Origin of the sequence: Aliinostoc sp. HNIBRCY26, from assembly GCF_050235535.1 — a bacterium.
Taxonomy (GTDB): Bacteria; Cyanobacteriota; Cyanobacteriia; order Cyanobacteriales; family Nostocaceae; genus Trichormus.
This window is the reverse complement of the sequence record NZ_CP189852.1, coordinates 44897-64660: the sequence shown is the minus strand read 5'-3', so window position 1 is coordinate 64660 and position 19764 is coordinate 44897. Positions and strand designations below refer to the sequence as shown.

19 protein-coding genes are annotated in these 19764 nt (G+C 42.1%); 9 read left to right on the top strand and 10 right to left on the bottom strand.

Annotated elements, in window-relative coordinates:
* Positions 1 to 250: 250 nt before the first annotated feature.
* A complete protein-coding gene (locus ACQFX9_RS00365) occupies positions 251 to 382 on the bottom strand; it encodes a hypothetical protein (protein WP_427160204.1) in 132 nt (43 codons plus the stop codon).
* Between the two features lie 202 nt (positions 383 to 584).
* On the opposite strand from ACQFX9_RS00365, the gene cofH reads away from it, so the two are divergent.
* The 4 genes from cofH to ACQFX9_RS00345 all read left to right on the top strand — a co-directional run bounded on the left by cofH (position 585) and on the right by ACQFX9_RS00345 (position 3984).
* Positions 585 to 1700, top strand: a complete 1116-nt coding sequence (gene cofH, locus ACQFX9_RS00360; RefSeq protein ID WP_427163041.1) for a 7,8-didemethyl-8-hydroxy-5-deazariboflavin synthase subunit CofH — start codon at positions 585 to 587, stop codon at positions 1698 to 1700.
* A 214-nt stretch (positions 1701 to 1914) separates the two neighbouring features.
* The gene (gene psb27, locus ACQFX9_RS00355) at positions 1915 to 2316 is read left to right on the top strand and encodes a photosystem II protein Psb27 (RefSeq protein ID WP_427160203.1); all 402 of its coding nucleotides are present in this window, start codon (positions 1915 to 1917) and stop codon (positions 2314 to 2316) included.
* Positions 2317 to 2810: 494 nt separating this feature from the next.
* Positions 2811 to 3503, top strand: coding sequence for a hypothetical protein (locus ACQFX9_RS00350; RefSeq protein WP_427163040.1), 693 nt, complete (start codon positions 2811 to 2813; stop codon positions 3501 to 3503).
* A 49-nt stretch (positions 3504 to 3552) separates the two neighbouring features.
* Positions 3553 to 3984, top strand: coding sequence for a hypothetical protein (locus tag ACQFX9_RS00345; protein WP_427160202.1), 432 nt, complete (start codon positions 3553 to 3555; stop codon positions 3982 to 3984).
* Positions 3985 to 4138: 154 nt separating this feature from the next.
* Here the strand turns inward: ACQFX9_RS00345 and ACQFX9_RS00340 are convergent, their stop codons facing one another.
* A complete protein-coding gene (locus ACQFX9_RS00340; RefSeq protein WP_427160201.1) occupies positions 4139 to 4573 on the bottom strand; it encodes a hypothetical protein in 435 nt (144 codons plus the stop codon).
* Positions 4574 to 4936: 363 nt separating this feature from the next.
* On the opposite strand from ACQFX9_RS00340, the gene ACQFX9_RS00335 reads away from it, so the two are divergent.
* Positions 4937 to 5659, top strand: coding sequence for a TerC family protein (locus ACQFX9_RS00335; protein ID WP_427160200.1), 723 nt, complete (start codon positions 4937 to 4939; stop codon positions 5657 to 5659).
* Positions 5660 to 5787: 128 nt separating this feature from the next.
* Here ACQFX9_RS00335 and ndk read toward each other — a convergent pair whose 3' ends face one another.
* Positions 5788 to 6237 carry a nucleoside-diphosphate kinase gene (gene ndk, locus ACQFX9_RS00330; protein WP_427160199.1) on the bottom strand — a complete coding sequence of 150 codons (450 nt, stop codon included), beginning with the start codon at positions 6235 to 6237 and terminating at the stop codon, positions 5788 to 5790.
* A gap of 215 nt (positions 6238 to 6452) precedes the next feature.
* Here ndk and speA point away from each other — a divergent pair, with 215 nt between their 5' ends.
* Complete coding sequence (gene speA / locus ACQFX9_RS00325) at positions 6453 to 8465, top strand: biosynthetic arginine decarboxylase (RefSeq protein ID WP_427160198.1); 2013 nt, start codon at positions 6453 to 6455, stop codon at positions 8463 to 8465.
* Between the two features lie 179 nt (positions 8466 to 8644).
* Here the strand turns inward: speA and ACQFX9_RS00320 are convergent, their stop codons facing one another.
* On the bottom strand, positions 8645 to 9814 hold the full coding sequence (locus ACQFX9_RS00320; protein ID WP_427160197.1) for a sugar phosphate nucleotidyltransferase: 1170 nt from the start codon (positions 9812 to 9814) through the stop codon (positions 8645 to 8647).
* Positions 9815 to 10057: 243 nt separating this feature from the next.
* On the bottom strand, positions 10058 to 10888 hold the full coding sequence (locus ACQFX9_RS00315; protein WP_427160196.1) for a segregation/condensation protein A: 831 nt from the start codon (positions 10886 to 10888) through the stop codon (positions 10058 to 10060).
* A gap of 418 nt (positions 10889 to 11306) precedes the next feature.
* Here ACQFX9_RS00315 and ACQFX9_RS00310 point away from each other — a divergent pair, with 418 nt between their 5' ends.
* Both ACQFX9_RS00310 and ACQFX9_RS00305 read left to right on the top strand, forming a co-directional pair.
* A complete protein-coding gene (locus ACQFX9_RS00310) occupies positions 11307 to 12500 on the top strand; it encodes a hypothetical protein (RefSeq protein WP_427160195.1) in 1194 nt (397 codons plus the stop codon).
* A 98-nt stretch (positions 12501 to 12598) separates the two neighbouring features.
* Entirely contained in the window at positions 12599 to 13426 is an 828-nt protein-coding gene (locus ACQFX9_RS00305; protein ID WP_427160194.1) for a hypothetical protein, read from the top strand.
* A 128-nt stretch (positions 13427 to 13554) separates the two neighbouring features.
* Here the strand turns inward: ACQFX9_RS00305 and ACQFX9_RS00300 are convergent, their stop codons facing one another.
* The 3 genes from ACQFX9_RS00300 to ACQFX9_RS00290 all read right to left on the bottom strand — a co-directional run bounded on the left by ACQFX9_RS00300 (position 13555) and on the right by ACQFX9_RS00290 (position 16660).
* Entirely contained in the window at positions 13555 to 14034 is a 480-nt protein-coding gene (locus ACQFX9_RS00300; protein WP_427163039.1) for an SH3 domain-containing protein, read from the bottom strand.
* A gap of 236 nt (positions 14035 to 14270) precedes the next feature.
* A complete protein-coding gene (locus tag ACQFX9_RS00295) occupies positions 14271 to 15791 on the bottom strand; it encodes an AAA family ATPase (RefSeq protein ID WP_427160193.1) in 1521 nt (506 codons plus the stop codon).
* An 83-nt stretch (positions 15792 to 15874) separates the two neighbouring features.
* A complete protein-coding gene (locus tag ACQFX9_RS00290; protein ID WP_427160192.1) occupies positions 15875 to 16660 on the bottom strand; it encodes a DUF4058 family protein in 786 nt (261 codons plus the stop codon).
* 52 nt (positions 16661 to 16712) lie between these two features.
* Here ACQFX9_RS00290 and ACQFX9_RS00285 point away from each other — a divergent pair, with 52 nt between their 5' ends.
* Positions 16713 to 16898 carry a DDE transposase family protein gene (locus ACQFX9_RS00285; RefSeq protein WP_427160191.1) on the top strand — a complete coding sequence of 62 codons (186 nt, stop codon included), beginning with the start codon at positions 16713 to 16715 and terminating at the stop codon, positions 16896 to 16898.
* 2 nt (positions 16899 to 16900) lie between these two features.
* Here ACQFX9_RS00285 and ctpC read toward each other — a convergent pair whose 3' ends face one another.
* Entirely contained in the window at positions 16901 to 18202 is a 1302-nt protein-coding gene (ctpC, locus tag ACQFX9_RS00280) for a carboxyl-terminal processing protease CtpC (RefSeq protein WP_427160190.1), read from the bottom strand.
* Positions 18203 to 18347: 145 nt separating this feature from the next.
* Entirely contained in the window at positions 18348 to 19574 is a 1227-nt protein-coding gene (gene ispG / locus ACQFX9_RS00275) for a (E)-4-hydroxy-3-methylbut-2-enyl-diphosphate synthase (RefSeq protein ID WP_427160189.1), read from the bottom strand.
* Positions 19575 to 19764: the final 190 nt, after the last annotated feature.

Below are 19764 nucleotides of genomic sequence, written 5' to 3'. Positions count from 1 at the left end.
TATTTTTTGATTAAACAAGGCTCCAAAATTTGGCTAACATATAAATAAGCCACAGCAATCACTTCATTAATATCTTTGCGTAAAAAATTCAGCAGAGTTAAAGTTTCTGTATTTTTACTAGGATCAAAATATTTAATTCCCAGATAAATATTGATATGTAAACCAATGACAAACAATGCGGTAAAGATAGCACCACTAATAAATAAAAAAGTAAAGTAGACTAAGGAAAAATAACTGAATAAATGATTCTCTATACTAGAAAAATATTCTCGGCATCTGCTAACCGCGATCGCGGCGATAATTCTTCTACAACTTGCAACGCCTGAACACCCAAAGGATGATGATAAACAATTTGATTGATCAGAAAAAAGCGGGTGATCATTGTCGTGAGGCAGAGGAGAAATATTGCCTGGTGATATTTAATCAGTGTAAATTTTCCGAAACTATGAAAGTTGTGTGATTTTCTAGTAAAATTAAACTTACAAATAATAATTGTAGAATTGTTGTTGTAGCTGTTTTAGCTGAATTTTTATTAATTGATTGTGCAGAAAAATCCTATTGATGCTATTGTTAGACGTTCTCTGATGGGGGATGATTTATCCCCAGCAGAAGGAGTGTTATTAGTAACACAAACTGACCCTGGGGCGATCGCAGCTATTCGTGCTACGGCTGATCAACTCCGCCAGCAGCAAGTCGGTGATACTGTTACCTACGTAATTAATCGCAATATCAACTTTACTAACATTTGTGAGCAGCACTGTAGTTTTTGTGCATTCCGGCGGGATGCGGGGGACGCAGGTGCTTATTGGTTAGATTGGACGCAAATTCTCGAAAAATCCCAAGATGCGGTGCGGCGTGGTGCGACAGAAATCTGTATGCAGGGAGGATTAAACCCAGAAGCCCAAATTGAGGGGAAATCTCTCACCTACTACCTGAAGTTAGTAGCAACCATCAAGCAGGAGTTTCCCCAAATTCATCTGCACGCCTTTTCCCCACAAGAAGTGCAATTCATTGCCAGAATTGATGGCTTGACCTATGCTGAAGTGATCGCAGCTTTACGAGATGCTGGGGTAAATTCAATGCCCGGAACAGCCGCAGAGGTTTTAGATGATCAGGTGCGGCGTGTCCTGTGTCCAGAAAAAATTGACACCGCTACTTGGTTAGAAATTGTCAGTACAGCCCATAAACTAGGCTTGCACACCACCAGCACCATGCTATCGGGACATATTGAAACACCATCCCAACAAATTGGACATTTAGAAAAATTGCGATCGCTCCAACAAACCGCCGTCCAAAAAGGATATCCTGCCAAAATCACCGAATTTATTCTCTTACCCTTTGTGGGACAAGAAGCCCCCAAATCCTTACGTCGTCGTGTGGGACGTGATCAACCAGTCCTAGCTGATGCTTTACACTTAAGTGCAGTAGCGCGGATTTACTTAGGTAATTGGATTTCTAACCATCAACCCAGTTGGGTAAAACTGGGCTTAAGTGGTGCAACAGAAGCCTTAGTTTGGGGTTGTAATGATATTGGTGGCACATTAATGGAAGAACACATCACCAGTATGGCGGGTGCTGTCGGTGGTACTTTTATGGATGTCACCACTCTACAAACTGCGATCGCTTCCTTGGGTAGACCATACCAGCAACGAGACACCTTATATCAAAAAATCAATCAGTCTGGTTTAGCGATCGTGTGATACCAATTTTGGATTTTAGATTTTAGATTTTAGATTTTGGATTTCACAATATTGTCTATCCCAAATGGGTGTGAAAATAATTCTTTACTTAAAACCCTCTCCACCCAAAACTGAGGATAATGCTACATTTAACGCCTACCCACAACACCTAACTTGATCTTCAAGATACCAATCCAAGATACGATGGACGTTGATTTACGTATAGTTTTAAATAATGCTTATGAAGCGGTATTGGTCGCGTCTGCTTGCTCTCGTCTTGGTTGTTGCCATAGGCTTAGTAGGCTGTGGTAGCCCAGATAGCTTAACAGGGGATTACCGTCAAGATACCTTGGCTGTAGTTAGTGTTCTCAAGCAAGCTTTAGAAGTATCCCCTGATTCGCCAGAAAAAGCGGCAATTCAAGCAGAAGCACGACAAAAAATAAATGATTTTTCGGCTCGCTATCAAAGGGTTAACTCGGTTTCAGGCCTGAGTTCCTTTACAACTATGCGAACAGCCCTCAACTCTTTGGCTGGTCACTACAGTTCTTACCCCAATAGACCTGTACCAGAAAAACTCAAAAAGCGTTTAGAACAAGAATTTCAGCAGGTAGAAGCCGCACTCCGACGAGGGGCTTAACCTCGCCCTCTGCTAGATTCATAGGAGTCAGCGAAAAGAGCAGGGGAAGCAGGGGGAGAAGAGGAGCAGGGGGAGTAAACCCCATACTCAAAAGTAGGGGTTTGAATATTCACACCTTACCCTCAATGCAAGCAGTCTTGGCAAAAATATTTTTCTCTTCTCCATAGCTAAAGCTACGGGCTTGAGTAAATTCCAGGGCGAACAGTTTTTCTTTCTACCCCTGCTTTATTTGGTCAGGAGTCAGCTATACTTAGGACTCTTGACCACAAAATTGTCGATTTTCAGGCATGAAACAGCAAAGACTATTCAAGCCCAAATCTCAATTCCAAATTTAGTATCAGTTTTTATCTGCTATCTTAGTGTTGAAAGCTACTCTGTCTTGAGTTTCGAGTATAAAATAATAATTAATAATGTTGGGTGCAGAGTAACATCAATTGGTCGAAACATGGCTCATGACAGCAAAAAGCTACGGTTATAGTAGGATAGGCGATCGCTTGCCTGCCAATGAGATTAAGGATAAATTAAAATCACTCATCGAGCAGGCTGCATCGATAGACACTCATTTAGCGAAAAAATTAGATGAGATAAATCGCTGGGTCAAAGATATTAAACCTGGTTCTTTAACCGCTAAACCGTTAGTGCTGGCTTTTTTGCTAGAAGTGATTACAGATTCGACAATCTGGCTGATTATTCAATCTCTACCGTCAGAGGCAGAAAAAGCAGCTAAATTCGCACAAATGACACCGAATGAAAGATACTGGTACGGATATCTGTTTCCCAAATGGATTAATGCGACTGATGCAAAATTCTACATTTGGAAACAAAAATTAATGGCAGGAGAGTTTAATCAAGAAGATGATGATATCATAAGAGCAATAGCGCAACAAATTGCCAGTCGCAATGGAAATGTTTGGCAGCGTTATATTGCTGATCTTTCTATGGCTACGGATTTAATAGTTAGTAATCATCAACAACAGCCACTCTGTATTCAAATTACCAGCGTGAGTGAAGAACTAAATCGGCAGAAACACCAAGCATGGGAAAATACGCTACGGTCTTGGGAAATAGAAAGAGGATTATTCCTAAGTTACAATCCTCAAAATGCGAATTTCATCAATCAACTAGTGAATATCACTCTATACAACAGTGACTCTCTAGCTGAGGGCAAATATTTAAAATTCTCTTAACTGTTGTTGCGAATTGCGTATTTTATCAATTTGCCAATGATGGCTGAACATGGCTAACCACAAAGAAACTCATAATTATAATTACCAGATGGAAACATTTACTGAAGCTTTAGCAACAGCCAGAACAATGCAGCAAGACTGGCTAAGTTATGGTTTAAATTTTATCCATCTTTACGTTGATGATGTAGATGGAGACTGGCTAGAAACTTGGGGAAATGACGAAATCTTTGCTAATCCAGTATTAGACAAGATTAAAGAATTCCTAGTCAGTGATGATATTGTTGCTGTCCAGTTAAGAAATTATTTAGGCGATCGCTCGCTGTTTGATTTAGCGGTTAACTTAGAAGAAATGTGGCGAATTACTCCCACTAGCGATAGATTAACTACTGTCAAAAATATTTTAGCTATCGGCGAAACAGCAGATGAAGAGCTATCTAACTTAGCCGACAGCTTGTTAAAAACGCTAACAGAGATTCTGTGAGAAGTTGAACTATATTAGCAGCAAAAATTAGTTTTTAGCGACTCCCAGAAAATAAATTATCCAATTTCTGAGTCAGACATCGTTTTTTCCCCTGCTCCCTGCCCCCTGCCCTCTACCTACACAGTGATAGTATATTTTTTAAGTTGGAAATCCCCTAGCGGACAGGCACAGCTTGTAATTGCTGGACGTGCTTCTTAAAAATATACCATGTTTGTCCTTGCTGATTACAAGCCAAAGTTTTATCAAAGGTGACGGTGTAATAATCGCGAAGTTTTTCTATGCGATTGCCGTCCTTAAATTCCGTCTGACTAGTGCGATTATCGTTAATAGTAGCAACAAAAAACTTATCCCCAGTCCTGACACCACACTTTTTACTATTGTCCTGAATTTGTCCAGACTGAAGAAACCAGTTTTCTTGTAACTTGAAAGTAGTACCGCCATTGGCAGTTACCCTTAAAATCCGAATTACAGGTATACTTTGAGTTTGAGAATGCACAGCTTGAGGAAACGCCACAGTCAACGCCCCAAATACCACACCTAACCCAGCCATTACAGGTTTCTGATACAACCTAGTTTTGCCAATAGCCATTGAGAATTTCCTTAATATTCAGTATGATTTACATTGTCATTGGCATGATTTTACACGAATCTTGATTCTAGGTAAATCTAGAATTTTAAATGCAGATAATGTTTACCTCTGATTGTTAAAAGTAGTCATTAACACTGTATAGGTTCACAGAAATCACAGAAAATTCAGTCGAGTAATAAAGACTGAATAAGTTAAGTGGATGTGCTAATGATGATCCTCTATCGGAGCGATCGCATAACGTATAACATTTCAGAATTGTTCGCCTACAGGTTAAGCTGAATGAAAGTAGCAATTTGTTGCACTTTTTAGATTAAATTCGCTATCCCTGTTAATTTTTTATTTTCCCTGCTTGAGAAACCTGGAATGCTAGACCAAATTTTTGACTCCCTGCACTTTCATCTCAGCATAGAAGCTTCTATAGTCCTACTGATATTGGTATTTTTAGAAGCAGTCCTCTCTGCTGATAATGCGATCGCACTTGCAGCCATAGCCCAAGGACTAGACAACAAAAAACTAGAACGTCAAGCACTCAATATTGGTTTAGTTGTCGCCTATGTGCTGCGAATTACCCTATTGTTAACTGCCACGGAAGTCCAAAAGTTTTGGCAATTTGAACTCCTGGGTGCAGCCTATCTGTTGTGGTTGGTATTCCAACACTTTACCTCCGCAGAGTCAGAAAACGACCATCATCATGGGCCGCGTTTCACTTCCTTGTGGCAAGCTATACCAGTAATCGCCTTCACTGACTTAGCCTTTTCTTTAGATAGCGTGACAACCGCGATCGCCGTATCTCAAGAAAAGTGGCTAGTCCTCACCGGAACTACCATCGGTATTATTACCCTGCGCTTCATGGCTGGTTTATTTATCCGTTGGTTAGATGAATTTGAAAACTTAGAAGACGCGGGATATATTACCGTCTCCTTAGTGGGTTTGCGCCTGTTATTGAAAGTCATCAACGACGATTTAGTCCCACCAGAGTGGCTAATGATTACCGCGATCGCCCTAATTTTAGCTTGGGGATTTTCCAAACGCACCGTTACAGAAACACCCGAAATAGAACCAGAGAAAAGTGAAGTGACGAAATGAGGGACTGGGGACTGGGGACTGGGGAGACAATGAAGGCAGAATTTACTTCAATGCCCAATACCCAAAATTCTTTAATTTTGAATTTTGAATTTTGAATTGATTAGCCCCCTGCCCCATTCCCTATGAAATTACTCGTGCAACCAGGGTGTTAAATGAGGTTGCCAGTTGACTAATTCTTCGTCTTTAAACCACAGACTAACTTCGCGCACAGCAGTTTCTGGTGCATCAGAACCGTGAATCAGGTTACGGCCGATGTTAATGCCGAAATCACCCCGAATTGTTCCTGGTTCTGCGGTTAAGGGATTGGTCGCACCGATGATTTTTCTTGCAGCAGCAATCACACCATCACCTTCCCACACCATCGCCACTACGGGGCCAGATGTGATAAATTCAACTAGGCTGGGAAAGAATGGTCTTTCGCGGTGTACATCATAGTGTTGTTCAGCCAATTCCCGGCTGACTTGCAAAAATTTCAACCCAACTAGGGTAAAACCTTTTGTTTCAAAGCGACGGATAATTTCGCCTACTAGTCCACGTTGTACGCCGTCTGGCTTAATTGCTAAGAATGTGCGTTCCAAAGCTATCTCCCAAGAAGTAATAAAATTTGCAAACTGTCAAGAGTCAAAAGTCAAAAGTCTACAGTTTAAAGTCTCACAGTTTTCACTATTGACCATTGACTGCGGCCTATTGACTATTGACTATCAACCAATCAGAGTTTATCTCAAGAGTGCATATACGTTGCTAAGTGAATGCGTTAAATTGTTTATTCGTGGGTGAAACACAGAGGTTAGACATGGGTGTTGAGTCAACTGCTACATCGGATGAAGTGGTGAAAGTGCCATCTAACGGCAATAAACTAGAAGGAAAAGGTCATAAACACAAGAAGCTATTACCACCAAGTACAGGGGATGTTTCTCGTGCTTGGAAGATTGAGGATAGCGAAGCCTTGTACCGCATTGAAGGTTGGGGACAACCTTATTTCTCAATTAATGCGGCTGGTCATGTGACTGTTTCTCCCAAAGGCGATCGCGGTGGTTCTCTAGATTTATTTGAATTAGTGAACGCTTTAAAGCAGCGTAATTTAGGACTACCCCTATTAATTCGCTTTTCCGATATTTTGGAAGACAGAATTGAACGGTTGAATGCTTGTTTTGCCAAAGCGATCGCCCGATACAATTACCCTGGGGTATATCGTGGAGTCTTCCCTGTCAAATGTAACCAGCAACGGCATTTGATTGAAGATTTGGTCAGATTCGGCAAACCCCATCAGTTTGGTCTAGAAGCCGGTTCTAAACCAGAATTAATGATTGCCTTAGCGATATTGGATACCCCAGGCGCATTACTGATTTGCAACGGCTACAAAGACCGAGAATACATCGAAACAGCGATGTTAGCCCAAAGACTAGGGCAAACCCCCATCATCGTGCTAGAACAAGTCGAAGAAGTCGATTTGGTGATTGCGGCTAGTCATCAACTGGGAATTAAACCGATTTTGGGTGTACGGGCAAAATTAAGTACCCAAGGCATGGGACGCTGGGGAACATCCACAGGTGATCGCGCCAAGTTTGGGCTGACAATTCCCGAAATTATCCAAGCCGTTGACAAATTGCGCGAAGCCGATTTGTTAGGTTCTTTGCAGTTGATGCACTTCCATATCGGTTCGCAAATTTCCGCCATTAATGTGATTAAAGATGCCATCCAAGAAGCTAGCCGGATTTACGTAGAATTAGCTTCTCAGGGTGCAGATATGAAATATCTCGATGTCGGTGGTGGCTTGGGTGTAGACTACGACGGTTCTCAGACCAACTTCTACGCCTCGAAAAACTACAATATGCAAAACTATGCTAACGATATCGTGGCAGAGTTAAAAGATACCTGTGCGGAAAAGCAAATACCCGTACCGACCTTAATTAGTGAAAGTGGAAGGGCGATCGCTTCTCACCAATCAGTGTTGATTTTTGATATTCTCAGTACCAGTGAAGTCCCCTTAGATTTGCCAGAACCGCCACAGGAAGGCGAATCACCGGTGATCAATTACCTCTGGGAAACCTATCAATCGATCAACAAAGAGAACTATCAAGAGTTCTACCACGACGCAACCCAATTCAAAGAAGAAGCCATCAGCCGCTTTAACTTAGGAATTTTACGACTGCGGGAACGCGCCAAAGCTGAACGCTTATACTGGGCTTGCTGTCGCAAAATATTGAACATCATTCGCCAGCATGATTACGTACCAGATGAACTGGAAGACCTAGAAAAAATTATGGCTTCCATTTACTACATTAATCTATCAGTGTTTCAATCAGCACCAGATTGCTGGGCGATCGATCAGCTCTTCCCCATTATGCCCATCCATCGCCTTGGTGAAGAACCGACCCAGCGAGGAATTTTAGCAGACCTCACCTGTGATAGTGACGGCAAAATTGACCGCTTTATCGATCTGCGTGATGTCAAATCCGTGTTAGAGTTGCATCCCTTCCAACCAGGAGAACCCTATTATTTGGGAATGTTCCTCAACGGTGCTTACCAAGAAATTATGGGTAACTTACACAACCTTTTTGGCGACACCAACGCAGTGCATATTCAACTAACACCCAAAGGCTACCAAATTGAACACGTGGTCAAAGGCGATACCATGAGCGAAGTAGTCAGTTACGTACAGTACGACTCCGAAGACATGGTAGAAAACATTCGTCAGCGTTGTGAAAAAGCCTTAGAAGAAAAGCGCATCACTCTAGCTGAATCCCAAAGACTCCTGCAAACCTACGAGCAAAGTCTCAGAAGATACACATATCTCAATAGTTAAAAGTCCAGAGTCAATAGTCCAAAGTCAATAGTTCAAAGTGATCAACTTATATACACAGTTTTCACTAATGACTAATGTACGGGCGGGTTTAACCAAAATCTCTGTTTGACAACGTGAATCTCTCACAGAACCCGCCCCTACTAACTATTGACTATTGACTATTGACTAATGACTATTGGCTAAATCACATTCGTCCCCAACAACTCCTCAATGGCTTGTCTTTCCAAGGGTGTGGTTTCTGGTGGAGTCTGACGTGCATCCGTAATCAACCAGTCTAAAGCCGCAGCTTGTACATCAATGGCTGCACCTGTTTTATCGACGCAGTAACGCCCAAACACTAGCTTATCGACTAATCTGACTCCCGCACCTAAACGTGACCATTCAAAAATGACGCTGTTATCAACAGTCGCACCACTACAAATCCAGCAGTTAGGGCCAATCATCGCCGGGCCTACGATTTTCGCCCCGTCTTCAATTCTGGTCATCCCACCGATGTAAACTGGCCCTGTAATATCTACCTTGTCCCAATTGATAGCCACATTTAAACCAGTGTAGATACCTGGTGCAACTTTGTGACCAGGAATTTGGACGTTTTTAATTTCACCCAACAACACACCGCGAATCGCCCGCCAGTAGTCTGGAACTTTACCGATATCTACCCATTCAAAATCCATAGGAATGGCGTAGAAAGGCGCACCAATTTCTACCAATTTGGGAAATAATTGACTACCAATGTCATATTCCACACCAGAGGGGATGTATTTAAATACTTCTGGTTCAAAAATGTAAATACCCGTATTGATGTTGGTGCTGAGTGCTTCTTCTACTGAAGGTTTTTCTTGGAAGGCTTTGACGCGATTATCTGCATCAGTTACCACTACACCGTAACTAGAGACTTCTTCCAAGGGAACGGATTTGGAAATGATGGTAGCAATTGAACCTTTGGATTTATGCCACTTGACGGCGGCTGTCAAATCTAAGTCAATCAACGCGTCACCGCATAAAACTACAAAGGTGTCATCAAAAAACGGTGAGAAGTCTTGAATACGCCTCATTCCACCAGCTGATCCAATCGCTTCCCCGATAAGTTTACCTTCGTCATCAATTTTTCCTTCAAAGGAATAAGCAATTTGTACCCCAAATCTTTGACCATCACGGAAATAGTTTTCAATTTCTTCCGCTAAATGGCTAACATTGACCATAATTTGGTCAAAACCATGTTGACGCAGAAGTTCCACCAAAAATTCCATGACTGGCTTTTGCAGGATGGGAATCATCGGTTTGGGAGTCGTGTAGGTAATCGGACGAACACGAGTACCTTTACCTGCTGCGAGAATCATCGCTTTCATAATATTTATTCCTCAACCACAAGCCAGTTTAGTTTCATTGAATGATACTTAATCATCAGTTTTTATTTATTCTTTAGGTAGCCCCTCACAACAGGGATAACAGGAATTGACCGATTATCGCAACTGATGGATAGCTAGATTAGCTAGATTAAATTTCATCGGATTTTTGCTGTGACCCCACTACAAACACTTTGGTGTGGTCAAGTCACCGAATATTCTATCTTGCTTTGACTGGGAATTCTTTCAGCTCATCGGTTGTGGTAATCCTGAATTGGTGTGATTTACATTCGTAATTAGGCGGATCTTAATATCTTCGTAGAATTCCTCCTGCAATAGCTCTACTTTAGATTGCGCTGACAGCAGTAGCAACGCCCAGAAAACACTGACTACGTGGGTATTTTCTGATTCATGGTGAGCAGAGTTTGCAGTTGGCGGCTTTGTCTGTGTCCACAATTGTACGAGTTGTTGTAAATTTAGGTAATTTTGCTCTAAGAGTAATTCTTGTGCGGCAGAATGTAAAACTTGTTCTAGTTCACCAGCTACTTCAGTTAAGTTTTCTTGGTGCGCTAACTCCAGTGCTTCTCGCATACTTTTGACACTGGGTTGTCTTTTGAGACGCACTGGTTTGTCAACTTTTTGTACCAGTTTGAGCTGGTTCGCCATGATTTGCAATTGTGTGATTAACTCTTGCAATGTCACACGGCGTTTAGGAGGAGGCATTGCTGCCGGACGACGGCGCAAATGTCGCTCTAATTGTAAACGATGACCTTGTTGTAATAGTCCTAGTTCGCCATCTAATAAAGCATCATCTATGACTTCTTCTAGTTCATCTGTGGCTGTTGATAATTGCATTAAAGTATTAGCTTTAAATAGAACTAACATTGATGCAGAAAGAAAAGCCTGTCCAGATTGGGATAAGTCAGCTTCGTAGCCTCTGGCTGTTGTTTTGGGTGTCATTAGTTCTAAATAACGGTCAATCACATCAATGACTTGGACATCCCAAGGATCTATTTCCCCTTGTTCGGCTTGCTCAATTAGGAGTGTAATTGTTTCTAATAGCTCGGAGGCATCCATAAATAAAAGTATTTTAGATTTTAGATTTTGGATTTTGCGTTCGCGTAGCGTGTCGAAGACAAAAGTTCTGTAGGCGGGTTTCCCGCCGTAGGAAACTTTTCAAGACGGATTTTGGATTGAAAAAGCTCAAATTTAAAATTGCAAATCCAAAATTACAGATTCAGGAGGAAAAAAGCCAATTTCTATAGGCTTGAGAAAATTTCAGTGAGAGTATAGTTATCTGTTTTATTGAACAGTTGAGGAATTTTAACTTAATAATAGTGACAAATTAAATTAGAGACATAAAATACTTATCTTTCTAGAGAAAGGTGGATATAGAGGAAAATCTTATCAAAAGAAAGATGATTTTTACTCAATCAACTCTTGAAATAAAACTACACAATCCAGATTTATTTCATTGAGCTAGGAAGTTCATCCTATGACATTACTGTATATTGATGAGTTAAAGAATCTTATTGAGACTGTGCAAGCACCTTGTATTTCTTTGTATATTCCCATGCAAAAATCAGGGGCGGAAATTCGAGAAAATCCAATTCGCTTTAAAAATGCCATACGAGAGACGGAAAAACGCTTAGATGCGATCGCAATGCGCCATACAGAAACCCTAAACTTACTACAACCAGCAATGGAACTGGATCGAAATGATTTTTGGGAACATCAGGAACAGGGGTTAGCGGTGTTTATTTCCCCTGGAATATTTCGGTATTACTGTTTACCGATGCCAGTACCAGAGTTAGTAGTGGTGGGGAAGCAATTTCATTTGAAGCCATTGCTGCATTTAATTAATAGCGATCGCAAATTTTACCTCCTGACGCTTGCTCAACAAAACGTTCGCTTCTTTGAGGGCAATCACTATGATATTGAAGAAGTGACAGTAGAAAATATGCCGCCCAATTTAGAATCAGTGTTGTTGATACAGGATAACTCAGAAAAAGGTGTCCAGCACCGCATTGCTACAACTAGAGGCGGAACTGCCAACCCTTTCCAACATCCAGGGGAGGTTCATGGACAGGGAAACCCTGAGCATGATAGGCATCAAGCGAATATTCTACAATTTTGCTACGCCATTGATCAGGCATTACAGGAAAAATTGCGGGACGAACAAGCACCGTTAATTTTAGCGGGGGTGGAATATCTGCACCCAATTTACCGAGAAGCAAACACCTATTCTCATTTGCTATCAGAAGGAATCACAGGAAATCAAGAACTGACAGACCTTAAAGAATTACACCACCAAGCTTGGTCAATTGTGGCACCAATGGTAGAACGACAACAACAGCAGGCGATGTCTACGACGGGCTTCGCCTACGCACTTTATCAACAACTAGCCGGAGAAAATCAGCATCAAACTTCTGCTGATATCAAAGAAATCGTCCCAGCCGCCTATTACCAAAAAGTTGATACCCTGTTCGTTTCTCTCAGACAGCAGATTTGGGGTAAATTTGACCCCGATAACATGACTGTAGATTTACATCCCGAACCACAGCCAGATGACGTGGATATGTTAGATTTTGCAGCTGTCCACACCTTTTTAAATGGTGGTCAAGTTTACACATTAGACACAGCAGAAATACTTAAAAATCAGCCCGTAGCGGCAATTTTCCGATATTGATGATTTTGATGATGTGTTAAAAACCAGGGGTGTAGTTCTAAGTCTCAATTCTATCTGTTTTCCCCCTATACCCCTAGACCCCATACCCTGATTCAAACATGAATACTATTCATCAATCTATTAGTAAATTTTTAGTCAGTTTAACTTTATTGGGAGGATTGACAGCGATCAATCAACCGGCGCAAGCGGATACAATTACTGGAGAATCAGGTAATGTCCGAGCCGAAATCTCTTTTGAAAAACCCGAAGAATTTCAGTATAAGAATGTCCGTCTACAAATTAAGCGTGCAGGTAAAACAGTTTTAAATCAAAATTTGCCCCAGGAAAGTGAATACGATAGACCAATTGGGGGTTTATTTACTGATAAATTACCGGTGTTAGATTTAGATGGCAACAAAGAGCCGGAAGTCATGGCTGATTTCTTTACAGGTGGGGCGCATTGTTGCACCTATTCTTTAATTTATCGCTATAACAGCAAATCTCAGCAGTATCAAAAAATTAGACACGACTGGGGTAATGGTGGTTATCAACTCAAAGATTTAGATAAGGATGGTAAACCAGAATTTATCAGTCGAGACGATCGCTTTGCTTATGCTTTTACATCTTACGCGGCTTCTGGCTATCCCATCCAAATTTGGCAATATCGTCAAGGCAAAATGATTGATGTTACCCGCCGCTATCCCAAAGAAGTCGCCAGTCACGCCGCAGAAGTCTGGAAAACCTATACGGAAATTCGACAACAAGGCGAAGACGAGGGTAAAGGGTTTTTAGCTGCGTACCTAGCTGATAAATATTTACTCGGTCAAGGTCAGGATGGCTGGCGACGTGTCCAGCAAGCTTACAAAAAAAGCGATAGAAATCAATACTTTACTGAACTACGCAAATTCTTACGAGAAACAGGTTACACAAGAAGCGGGGTAAAATAGGCAGGGGGCAGGCTTCCGCCGTGAGCGTCAGCCGAACGGGAGCAGGGGGAGAAGAATTCAATGATACCCATTTGAGATAGAGAGTCTTTTTTCTAACGGTGGGAATAGTTTTACGATCGCTGTCTAATTTACTGTTCCACTTTTTCGATATTACCGATTTTGAGCCAGCCTTCTTGTTTACTGCCTTCAGTACGAATTTTTACCCAGCTTTTATCTTGATTTGCTTCTAAAACAATCACTTGCTCATTAAACGCCACACTGCCTACTCGTTCAGCATCTTGTTGCGCTGCTACACGCAAACTCACCCCTTCTTCCCAAGTAATACGCCCTTTATAAGCTCCTGGTGGTAATGCTTCAGGTGTTTCTGTGGAAGTGGGCGTTGGGGAAGGGGTAGGAGTAGGAGAGATTGCTGATGTAGGTGTAGTTTTTGCATTCGTTTTTTTAGGCGTTGGAGTCGCAACAGTAGGGCTATCATTTGCATAAATTGGCCTAGCTGGAGGTATAGAAGTCCGATTCATGAAATAGAGGGCGACAGCTACACCACTACCAACTAAAACAGCGATCGCTAACAAAAATCCCAATATAAACTTTAATAAACCAGAAATCATAGTTAAATCCTTAGTCATTAGTCAATAGTCAATAGTCAATAGTCAATAGTCATTAGTCATTAGCACCTTGTCTACCTTGTCCCCCTTGTCTACCTTGTCCCCTTTATCTCCCCTACTTTAGTCAATAGTCCATATTAATTCATGGTTTAGTGTGAATTATGGACTATTAACTGTGAATTTACCAACTCTTGGGAAATACGAAAAATTCCCAGTCCCCAGTCCCCAGCCCCCAATCCCTAATCCCCAGCCCGCAGTTTACCAAAGGTATCGCTTAAGGGACTATGCTTTGAAGCTAAACGCGCTCTCCCTGCTGCTGCCCATTCTTGGAGTTTTTGAATTTGTTCTACAGCTGTACGAGCTAAAGGGATAATTTGACTAGCAGCTTCTAAAATGTCATCGGTGGTAAAGTCTCGGTTTTGACTGAATCCAATGTGCATGGCTTCTACTAAAGTTTGCTCAATTTCTGCTCCCGAAAAATCTGGTGTTTCATATGCTAGTCGGTTAATGTCATAATTTTTCAGACTGTGGGGGCGCAGTCGGGATAAATGGACGTTAAAAATAGCTTTTCTTTCGTCTTGGGTGGGTAAACCAACAAAGAAAATTTCATCAAATCTACCTTTGCGGAGCATTTCTGGTGGTAAGGCTTGGATATCGTTGGCGGTAGCAACTACGAATACAGGTGATTTTTTTTCGGCTAGCCAAGTGATAAATGTACCAAATACACGGCTAGTTGTTCCCGCATCACCTTTACTACCGAGTCCAGAAAAGGCTTTATCTATTTCATCAATCCACAAAACGCAGGGTGCGAGGGCTTCTGCTACTTGAATCATTTGGCGGGTGCGGGATTCTGATTCACCCACTAAACCAGCAAATAAGCGTCCTACGTCTAAGCGTAACAGTGGTAAATGCCAATGATGAGCGATCGCTTTGGCTGTTAATGATTTCCCAGTTCCTTGAATCCCCACTAACAATAAACCTCTGGGATGGGGTAAACCATACTGACGCGCCTTTTCGGTAAATGAACCACCCCGACGTAATAACCAATCTTTAAGGTTATCTAGTCCGCCGATATCAGATATTTGCTCTGTGGCGGGGTAAAAGTCGAGAATTTGGGTTTGGCGGATGGTTTGGCGTTTTTCTTCCAAAACTAAATCCACGTCTTCTGGCTGTAATTCTCCGTGGGTGGCGATCGCTCTGGCTAAAACTCGGCGTATCCTTTCCATAGATAGCCCTTGGCAAGAACGCACTAAATCATCTAAAACTCTGCCAGATAAATTATTACCAGTGGCTTGCAGTAGGCGTTCTACTTCGGTTTTAATTTCGGGTGCGGCGGGTAAAGGAAATTCGACGACTGTTAAAACTTCGGTTAAGTCATCAGGAATGGCAATGCGGGGTGATAATAAAACGATATTTTTCGGTTGTGACTTGAGGAGTCTGGCTAAGTTGCGGAGTTTACGAGCGATCGCCACATCTTCTAAAAAGCGGTGATAGTCTCGTAAAATCAAGACTGCTGGGGCTGTGGCTGGTAATTTTTCGATAAATTCTAAAGCTTGCAGGGGGTTACGTCGTCCAAAGCCTTCGTCATTAGGATTTCCTTGATAGCCATCTACAAAATCCCAAGTATACACAGGGCGATTCCCTTGATTTGTGGCTTCTTCTCGAATGGCTGTTTCTACCCGTTCCTCTTCATAGGTGGGAATATAAATTAACGGGTAACGAGCGCGTAGCAGCAGTTTAAACTCTTCGCGAAAGTTCATAATCAGACAGTTAGTCGTTAGTTGCTCTTGAAGGCAATGTACAACTTTCTTTCACCAAATTCCTACTGCACTGTGCAGCAAGTTTAACGTAAACCTTGCTGTTGTAATAATGTATTTGCCCAAGCTACATCCGTTTCTGGCAGGGGTGGAACTAGGTCTTGTGTATAATCTATAGCTAAATCAAATCCGGCGCGATCGTATACGCCATCTATTAATACTTTTAAGTTGATTGTTGGTTCTGTGTCGTCCCGACGTAAGGGTAATACAAAGCTAGGAATCTGTTCTCGCAAGTCAAAAGGATATAATTCTGCTTGGGGACGGGATTTGCTGCGACTGACTAAAATCCGATAATGGGATGGAATTGGCACCCCCAAAATAGGCATAGTTTCACCACTGCGTAACAAGTCGATTTCTACTAGATTAGTCGAGCTACCTAATATTTGCTGACGTTTGGTTTCATATGCTTTTCTTCCCTCCCCAGGACGTTTATTTTTGGGTGACAACACCTCAATGACTGTGATCACTTCGCCAGTTCCCACTTCTCGCACCTCTAAATATGCTTCCCTGACTTCTTCGGGGATGGGAACGCTGACAGTAACAGGTTTTGTTGGTGGAGATGCGACGGCTATTATAGATTTTTCTGGTTCTGGATTAGTCAGGGAACGACTCACAACTACATCAGGAATTCCCACTAAAACAGAGTTTTCATCTGTCATTTGATATACGCGCTTTTCTACCGCTACTCGGTATTTGGGTCGGAGTTGAGGCGCAATTTCATCTGCTATAGCAATAATTAATCTACTGTGAACTTCTGGCCAAAGCTCTCGATTTTCAAGGTAAGGATTCATCCCTGGAAACGGTGAAGGCATGGGTTTTTGATGATAAAGTTCTTAAGGCTCATCCTAGCAATCTTTCAATTCTATGAGCGATACACAAGAATGGTATATTGTCAAGCGTAAAACTGAGCATTGCGAAATCGTCCCCAGCGTGCAAGTTGAGGACGATAGTGTGAATATTCTCGAAAAGTGGGGGCCTTTTAGTTCACCAGAGGAAGCGATCGCTCGTCGTGTGGGACTAATTAGGGCTGGTAAATGTCAACCACAGTAGACCTATAACTGAGTATTTTGAGTTTTTTCGGCTGTTGGTGTGGTTTTACCTGCGATTTCTTTACCCAGGATTTCCAATGCTTTGGCAAACTGTGGATCAGCTAATGTGCCGATTTTATCGCGTTCCCGTAGCCACAGTTCTTGACGTTGAGCGTCTGTTAGTTCTGCTTTGACATCGGGGTCGATACCATGCTTATTAATATCCTTACCACTGGGGGTGTGATATTTGGCGATGGTGACGGCGAGGCCTGAACCATCTCGCAGGGGACGGACTGACTGCACTAAGCCTTTACCAAAGGTTTGCGTCCCTACTAAAACAGCACGTTTATTATCTTGCAATGCTCCTGAAAGGATTTCGCTAGCACTAGCTGAACCTTTATCAACTATGACCACTAAAGGTTTATTTGTTAAAGCTCGACCGTTAGCTACTTCCCGTTCTTGTTCGCCTTGACGGTCAATGGTAGAAACAATTGTGCCTTGAGCTAAAAACATCCGGGCAATTTCTACGCTAGAGAATAGCAAACCGCCAGGATTGCCGCGTAAGTCTAATACATAGCCATTGACTTTTTGTTGTTCTAAGCTTCTAATAGCTTGCTGCATTTCTTTAGCAGCATTGGCACTAAATTGATTTAAACGGATGTATCCAACTTTACCAATTGTAGTTTGCTGTTGAGAGAAACGTACTGGATGGATTTCAATCCTGGCACGTTTGATTGTAAATTCTTGTTGTTTACCGCCACGTTCGATTAATAAACTTACTTGTGTCCCAGGTTCACCACGAATCAGTGATACTGCTTGGTTGGTGTCCATCCCCTGGGTACTTTTGCCATCTATTTTAAGAATAATATCTTTAGAAAGGATTCCCGCTTTAAATGCTGGGGTATCTTCAATAGGAGCAATAACAACTAATTTCTTAGTTTTTTCGTCTTGACTAATGGTGATCCCAATCCCAGTAAGCTCCCCAGAGGTATCAACCTGCATATTCTTAAATTCTTCTGGGTTCATGAACCGCGTGTAGGGATCATCTAGCTTTTTCAGCATTTCCCGGACGGCCTTGTAAGCTTCTTCCTGATTACTGTAGGATTTATTTAGGTACTCCTTCCGTACAGCTAGCCAATCGACCTGATTAAATGTTCCGTCTACGTATTGACGCTGAACGATTTGCCAAACTTCATCAATCAATTCTTTAGGACTTGCTTTAAATAAAGCCTGACCAGGATCGTGCATGCTGAGGGTAGTAACTGCGATCGCGGAGAGTGTTACTGCCGTAGCACCTAAAACAAGCCTACTTTTTGTAATCACCATAATGACAGCTGTGTCAGAGGGAAATATTGTTCATCGGTATGCTCAATCTAACACAGGGTAAAGTGTAAAGACCGAGATGTATTCCTAACTTCATCAAAAATACTTTAGAATCCGGCGATCTAGGCGATCGCCGTTCACACAAATTTTATGGATCTACCCACCGACCATCAACTTTGATGAGGTTGATTAACTCCTCTACTCCTTGATCTTCGGGAACTTTTTTAATTTCTTCTCGACCACGATACAAAGAAATGTAACCAGGGGTTTTACCTACGTAACCGTAATCAGCATCCGCCATTTCCCCAGGGCCATTAACAATACAACCCATAACAGCGATATCTAACCCAGTTAAATGTTTAGTAGCTTCTCGGACTTTATGTAAAACTTCTTCTAAGTTAAATAAAGTTCTGCCACAAGAAGGACAAGCTACATATTCCACCATTGTTTTTCGCAGTCCCAAAGCTTGCAGAATGCTATAACAAACAGGAATTTCTTTTTCTGGTGCTTCGGTGAGGGAAACACGGATAGTATCACCGATACCATCTGCTAGTAACGTAGCTATACCAGCTGTAGATTTAATCCGTCCGTATTCTCCATCCCCTGCTTCCGTCACCCCCAAGTGTAGAGGATAGTCCATCCCTAAATCGTCCATGCGTTTAGCCATGAGACGATAAGCAGCTACCATTACAGGAACACGTGAGGCCTTCATGGAAATGACAATGTTACGGAAATCTAGAGATTCACAGATCCGAATGAACTCTAAAGCCGATTCCACCATTCCTTCTGGGGTGTCACCATAGGTAAACAGCATTCTTTCCGCCAAAGAACCATGATTTACGCCAATTCGCATGGCTTTACCTTGGTCACGCAGAGTAACTACTAAAGGTTCTAGAGTTTTGCGAATTTTCTCCCCAATTTCGTCAAATTCTGCCTGTGTGTATTCAGTGCGACTAGAATTAGGTTTTTCAAACACATACAAACCTGGATTGATCCTGACTTTCTCTATGTGTTTGGCTACTTCTAGGGCGATTTTCATCCCATTGTGATGCACATCGGCAACAATAGGTACATCTTGGTAAGTTTTGATGAGTTTTTGCTTAATTTCTGCCAACGCCATAGCGTGCGCCATACTTGGTACTGTCACACGAACAATTTCACAGCCAATTTCGTGCAAGCGACGAATAGCCGCTACAGAACCATCGATATCAAGAGTGTCTTCGTTAATCATCGACTGCACCACTACAGGGTAGCCGCCGCCGATAGTAACATTCCCTACCTTGACTGGGCGAGTTTTCCGACGCTTGATTGTCGTATCAAAGGTAGGTTGCTCGGCTGTATTATTGGATGTTGCGGGAGTCGGCAGAGTTTGCATAACCTTATCAGGTAAATCTAAAATTGCAGATTGAACGGTGTCTGTCTCTCAGATTGCCATAGGAAGGGCTGTTTTGGACGGTAAAAGTGAAAAAAGAACATGAAGAAAAATTTGGGGATTGGGGACTGGGGATTGGGGACTGGGGAGACAAAGTAGAATTTATTTTCCAATTCAGCACTAACAATTAACT

What these genes read in the sequence shown, in the direction of transcription:
- ACQFX9_RS00365 (WP_427160204.1), bottom strand. Translation starts at nt 382, where the DNA reads ATGATCACCCGCTTTTTTCTGATCAATCAAATTGTTTATCATCATCCT.
- cofH (WP_427163041.1), top strand. Translation starts at nt 585, where the DNA reads ATGGGGGATGATTTATCCCCAGCAGAAGGAGTGTTATTAGTAACACAA.
- psb27 (WP_427160203.1), top strand. Translation starts at nt 1,915, where the DNA reads ATGCTTATGAAGCGGTATTGGTCGCGTCTGCTTGCTCTCGTCTTGGTT.
- ACQFX9_RS00345 (WP_427160202.1), top strand. Translation starts at nt 3,553, where the DNA reads ATGGCTAACCACAAAGAAACTCATAATTATAATTACCAGATGGAAACA.
- ACQFX9_RS00340 (WP_427160201.1), bottom strand. Translation starts at nt 4,573, where the DNA reads ATGGCTATTGGCAAAACTAGGTTGTATCAGAAACCTGTAATGGCTGGG.
- ACQFX9_RS00335 (WP_427160200.1), top strand. Translation starts at nt 4,937, where the DNA reads ATGCTAGACCAAATTTTTGACTCCCTGCACTTTCATCTCAGCATAGAA.
- speA (WP_427160198.1), top strand. Translation starts at nt 6,453, where the DNA reads ATGGGTGTTGAGTCAACTGCTACATCGGATGAAGTGGTGAAAGTGCCA.
- ACQFX9_RS00320 (WP_427160197.1), bottom strand. Translation starts at nt 9,814, where the DNA reads ATGAAAGCGATGATTCTCGCAGCAGGTAAAGGTACTCGTGTTCGTCCG.
- ACQFX9_RS00315 (WP_427160196.1), bottom strand. Translation starts at nt 10,888, where the DNA reads ATGGATGCCTCCGAGCTATTAGAAACAATTACACTCCTAATTGAGCAA.
- ACQFX9_RS00310 (WP_427160195.1), top strand. Translation starts at nt 11,307, where the DNA reads ATGACATTACTGTATATTGATGAGTTAAAGAATCTTATTGAGACTGTG.
- ACQFX9_RS00305 (WP_427160194.1), top strand. Translation starts at nt 12,599, where the DNA reads ATGAATACTATTCATCAATCTATTAGTAAATTTTTAGTCAGTTTAACT.
- ACQFX9_RS00300 (WP_427163039.1), bottom strand. Translation starts at nt 14,034, where the DNA reads ATGATTTCTGGTTTATTAAAGTTTATATTGGGATTTTTGTTAGCGATC.
- ACQFX9_RS00295 (WP_427160193.1), bottom strand. Translation starts at nt 15,791, where the DNA reads ATGAACTTTCGCGAAGAGTTTAAACTGCTGCTACGCGCTCGTTACCCG.
- ACQFX9_RS00290 (WP_427160192.1), bottom strand. Translation starts at nt 16,660, where the DNA reads ATGCCTTCACCGTTTCCAGGGATGAATCCTTACCTTGAAAATCGAGAG.
- ACQFX9_RS00285 (WP_427160191.1), top strand. Translation starts at nt 16,713, where the DNA reads ATGAGCGATACACAAGAATGGTATATTGTCAAGCGTAAAACTGAGCAT.
- ctpC (WP_427160190.1), bottom strand. Translation starts at nt 18,202, where the DNA reads ATGGTGATTACAAAAAGTAGGCTTGTTTTAGGTGCTACGGCAGTAACA.
- ispG (WP_427160189.1), bottom strand. Translation starts at nt 19,574, where the DNA reads ATGCAAACTCTGCCGACTCCCGCAACATCCAATAATACAGCCGAGCAA.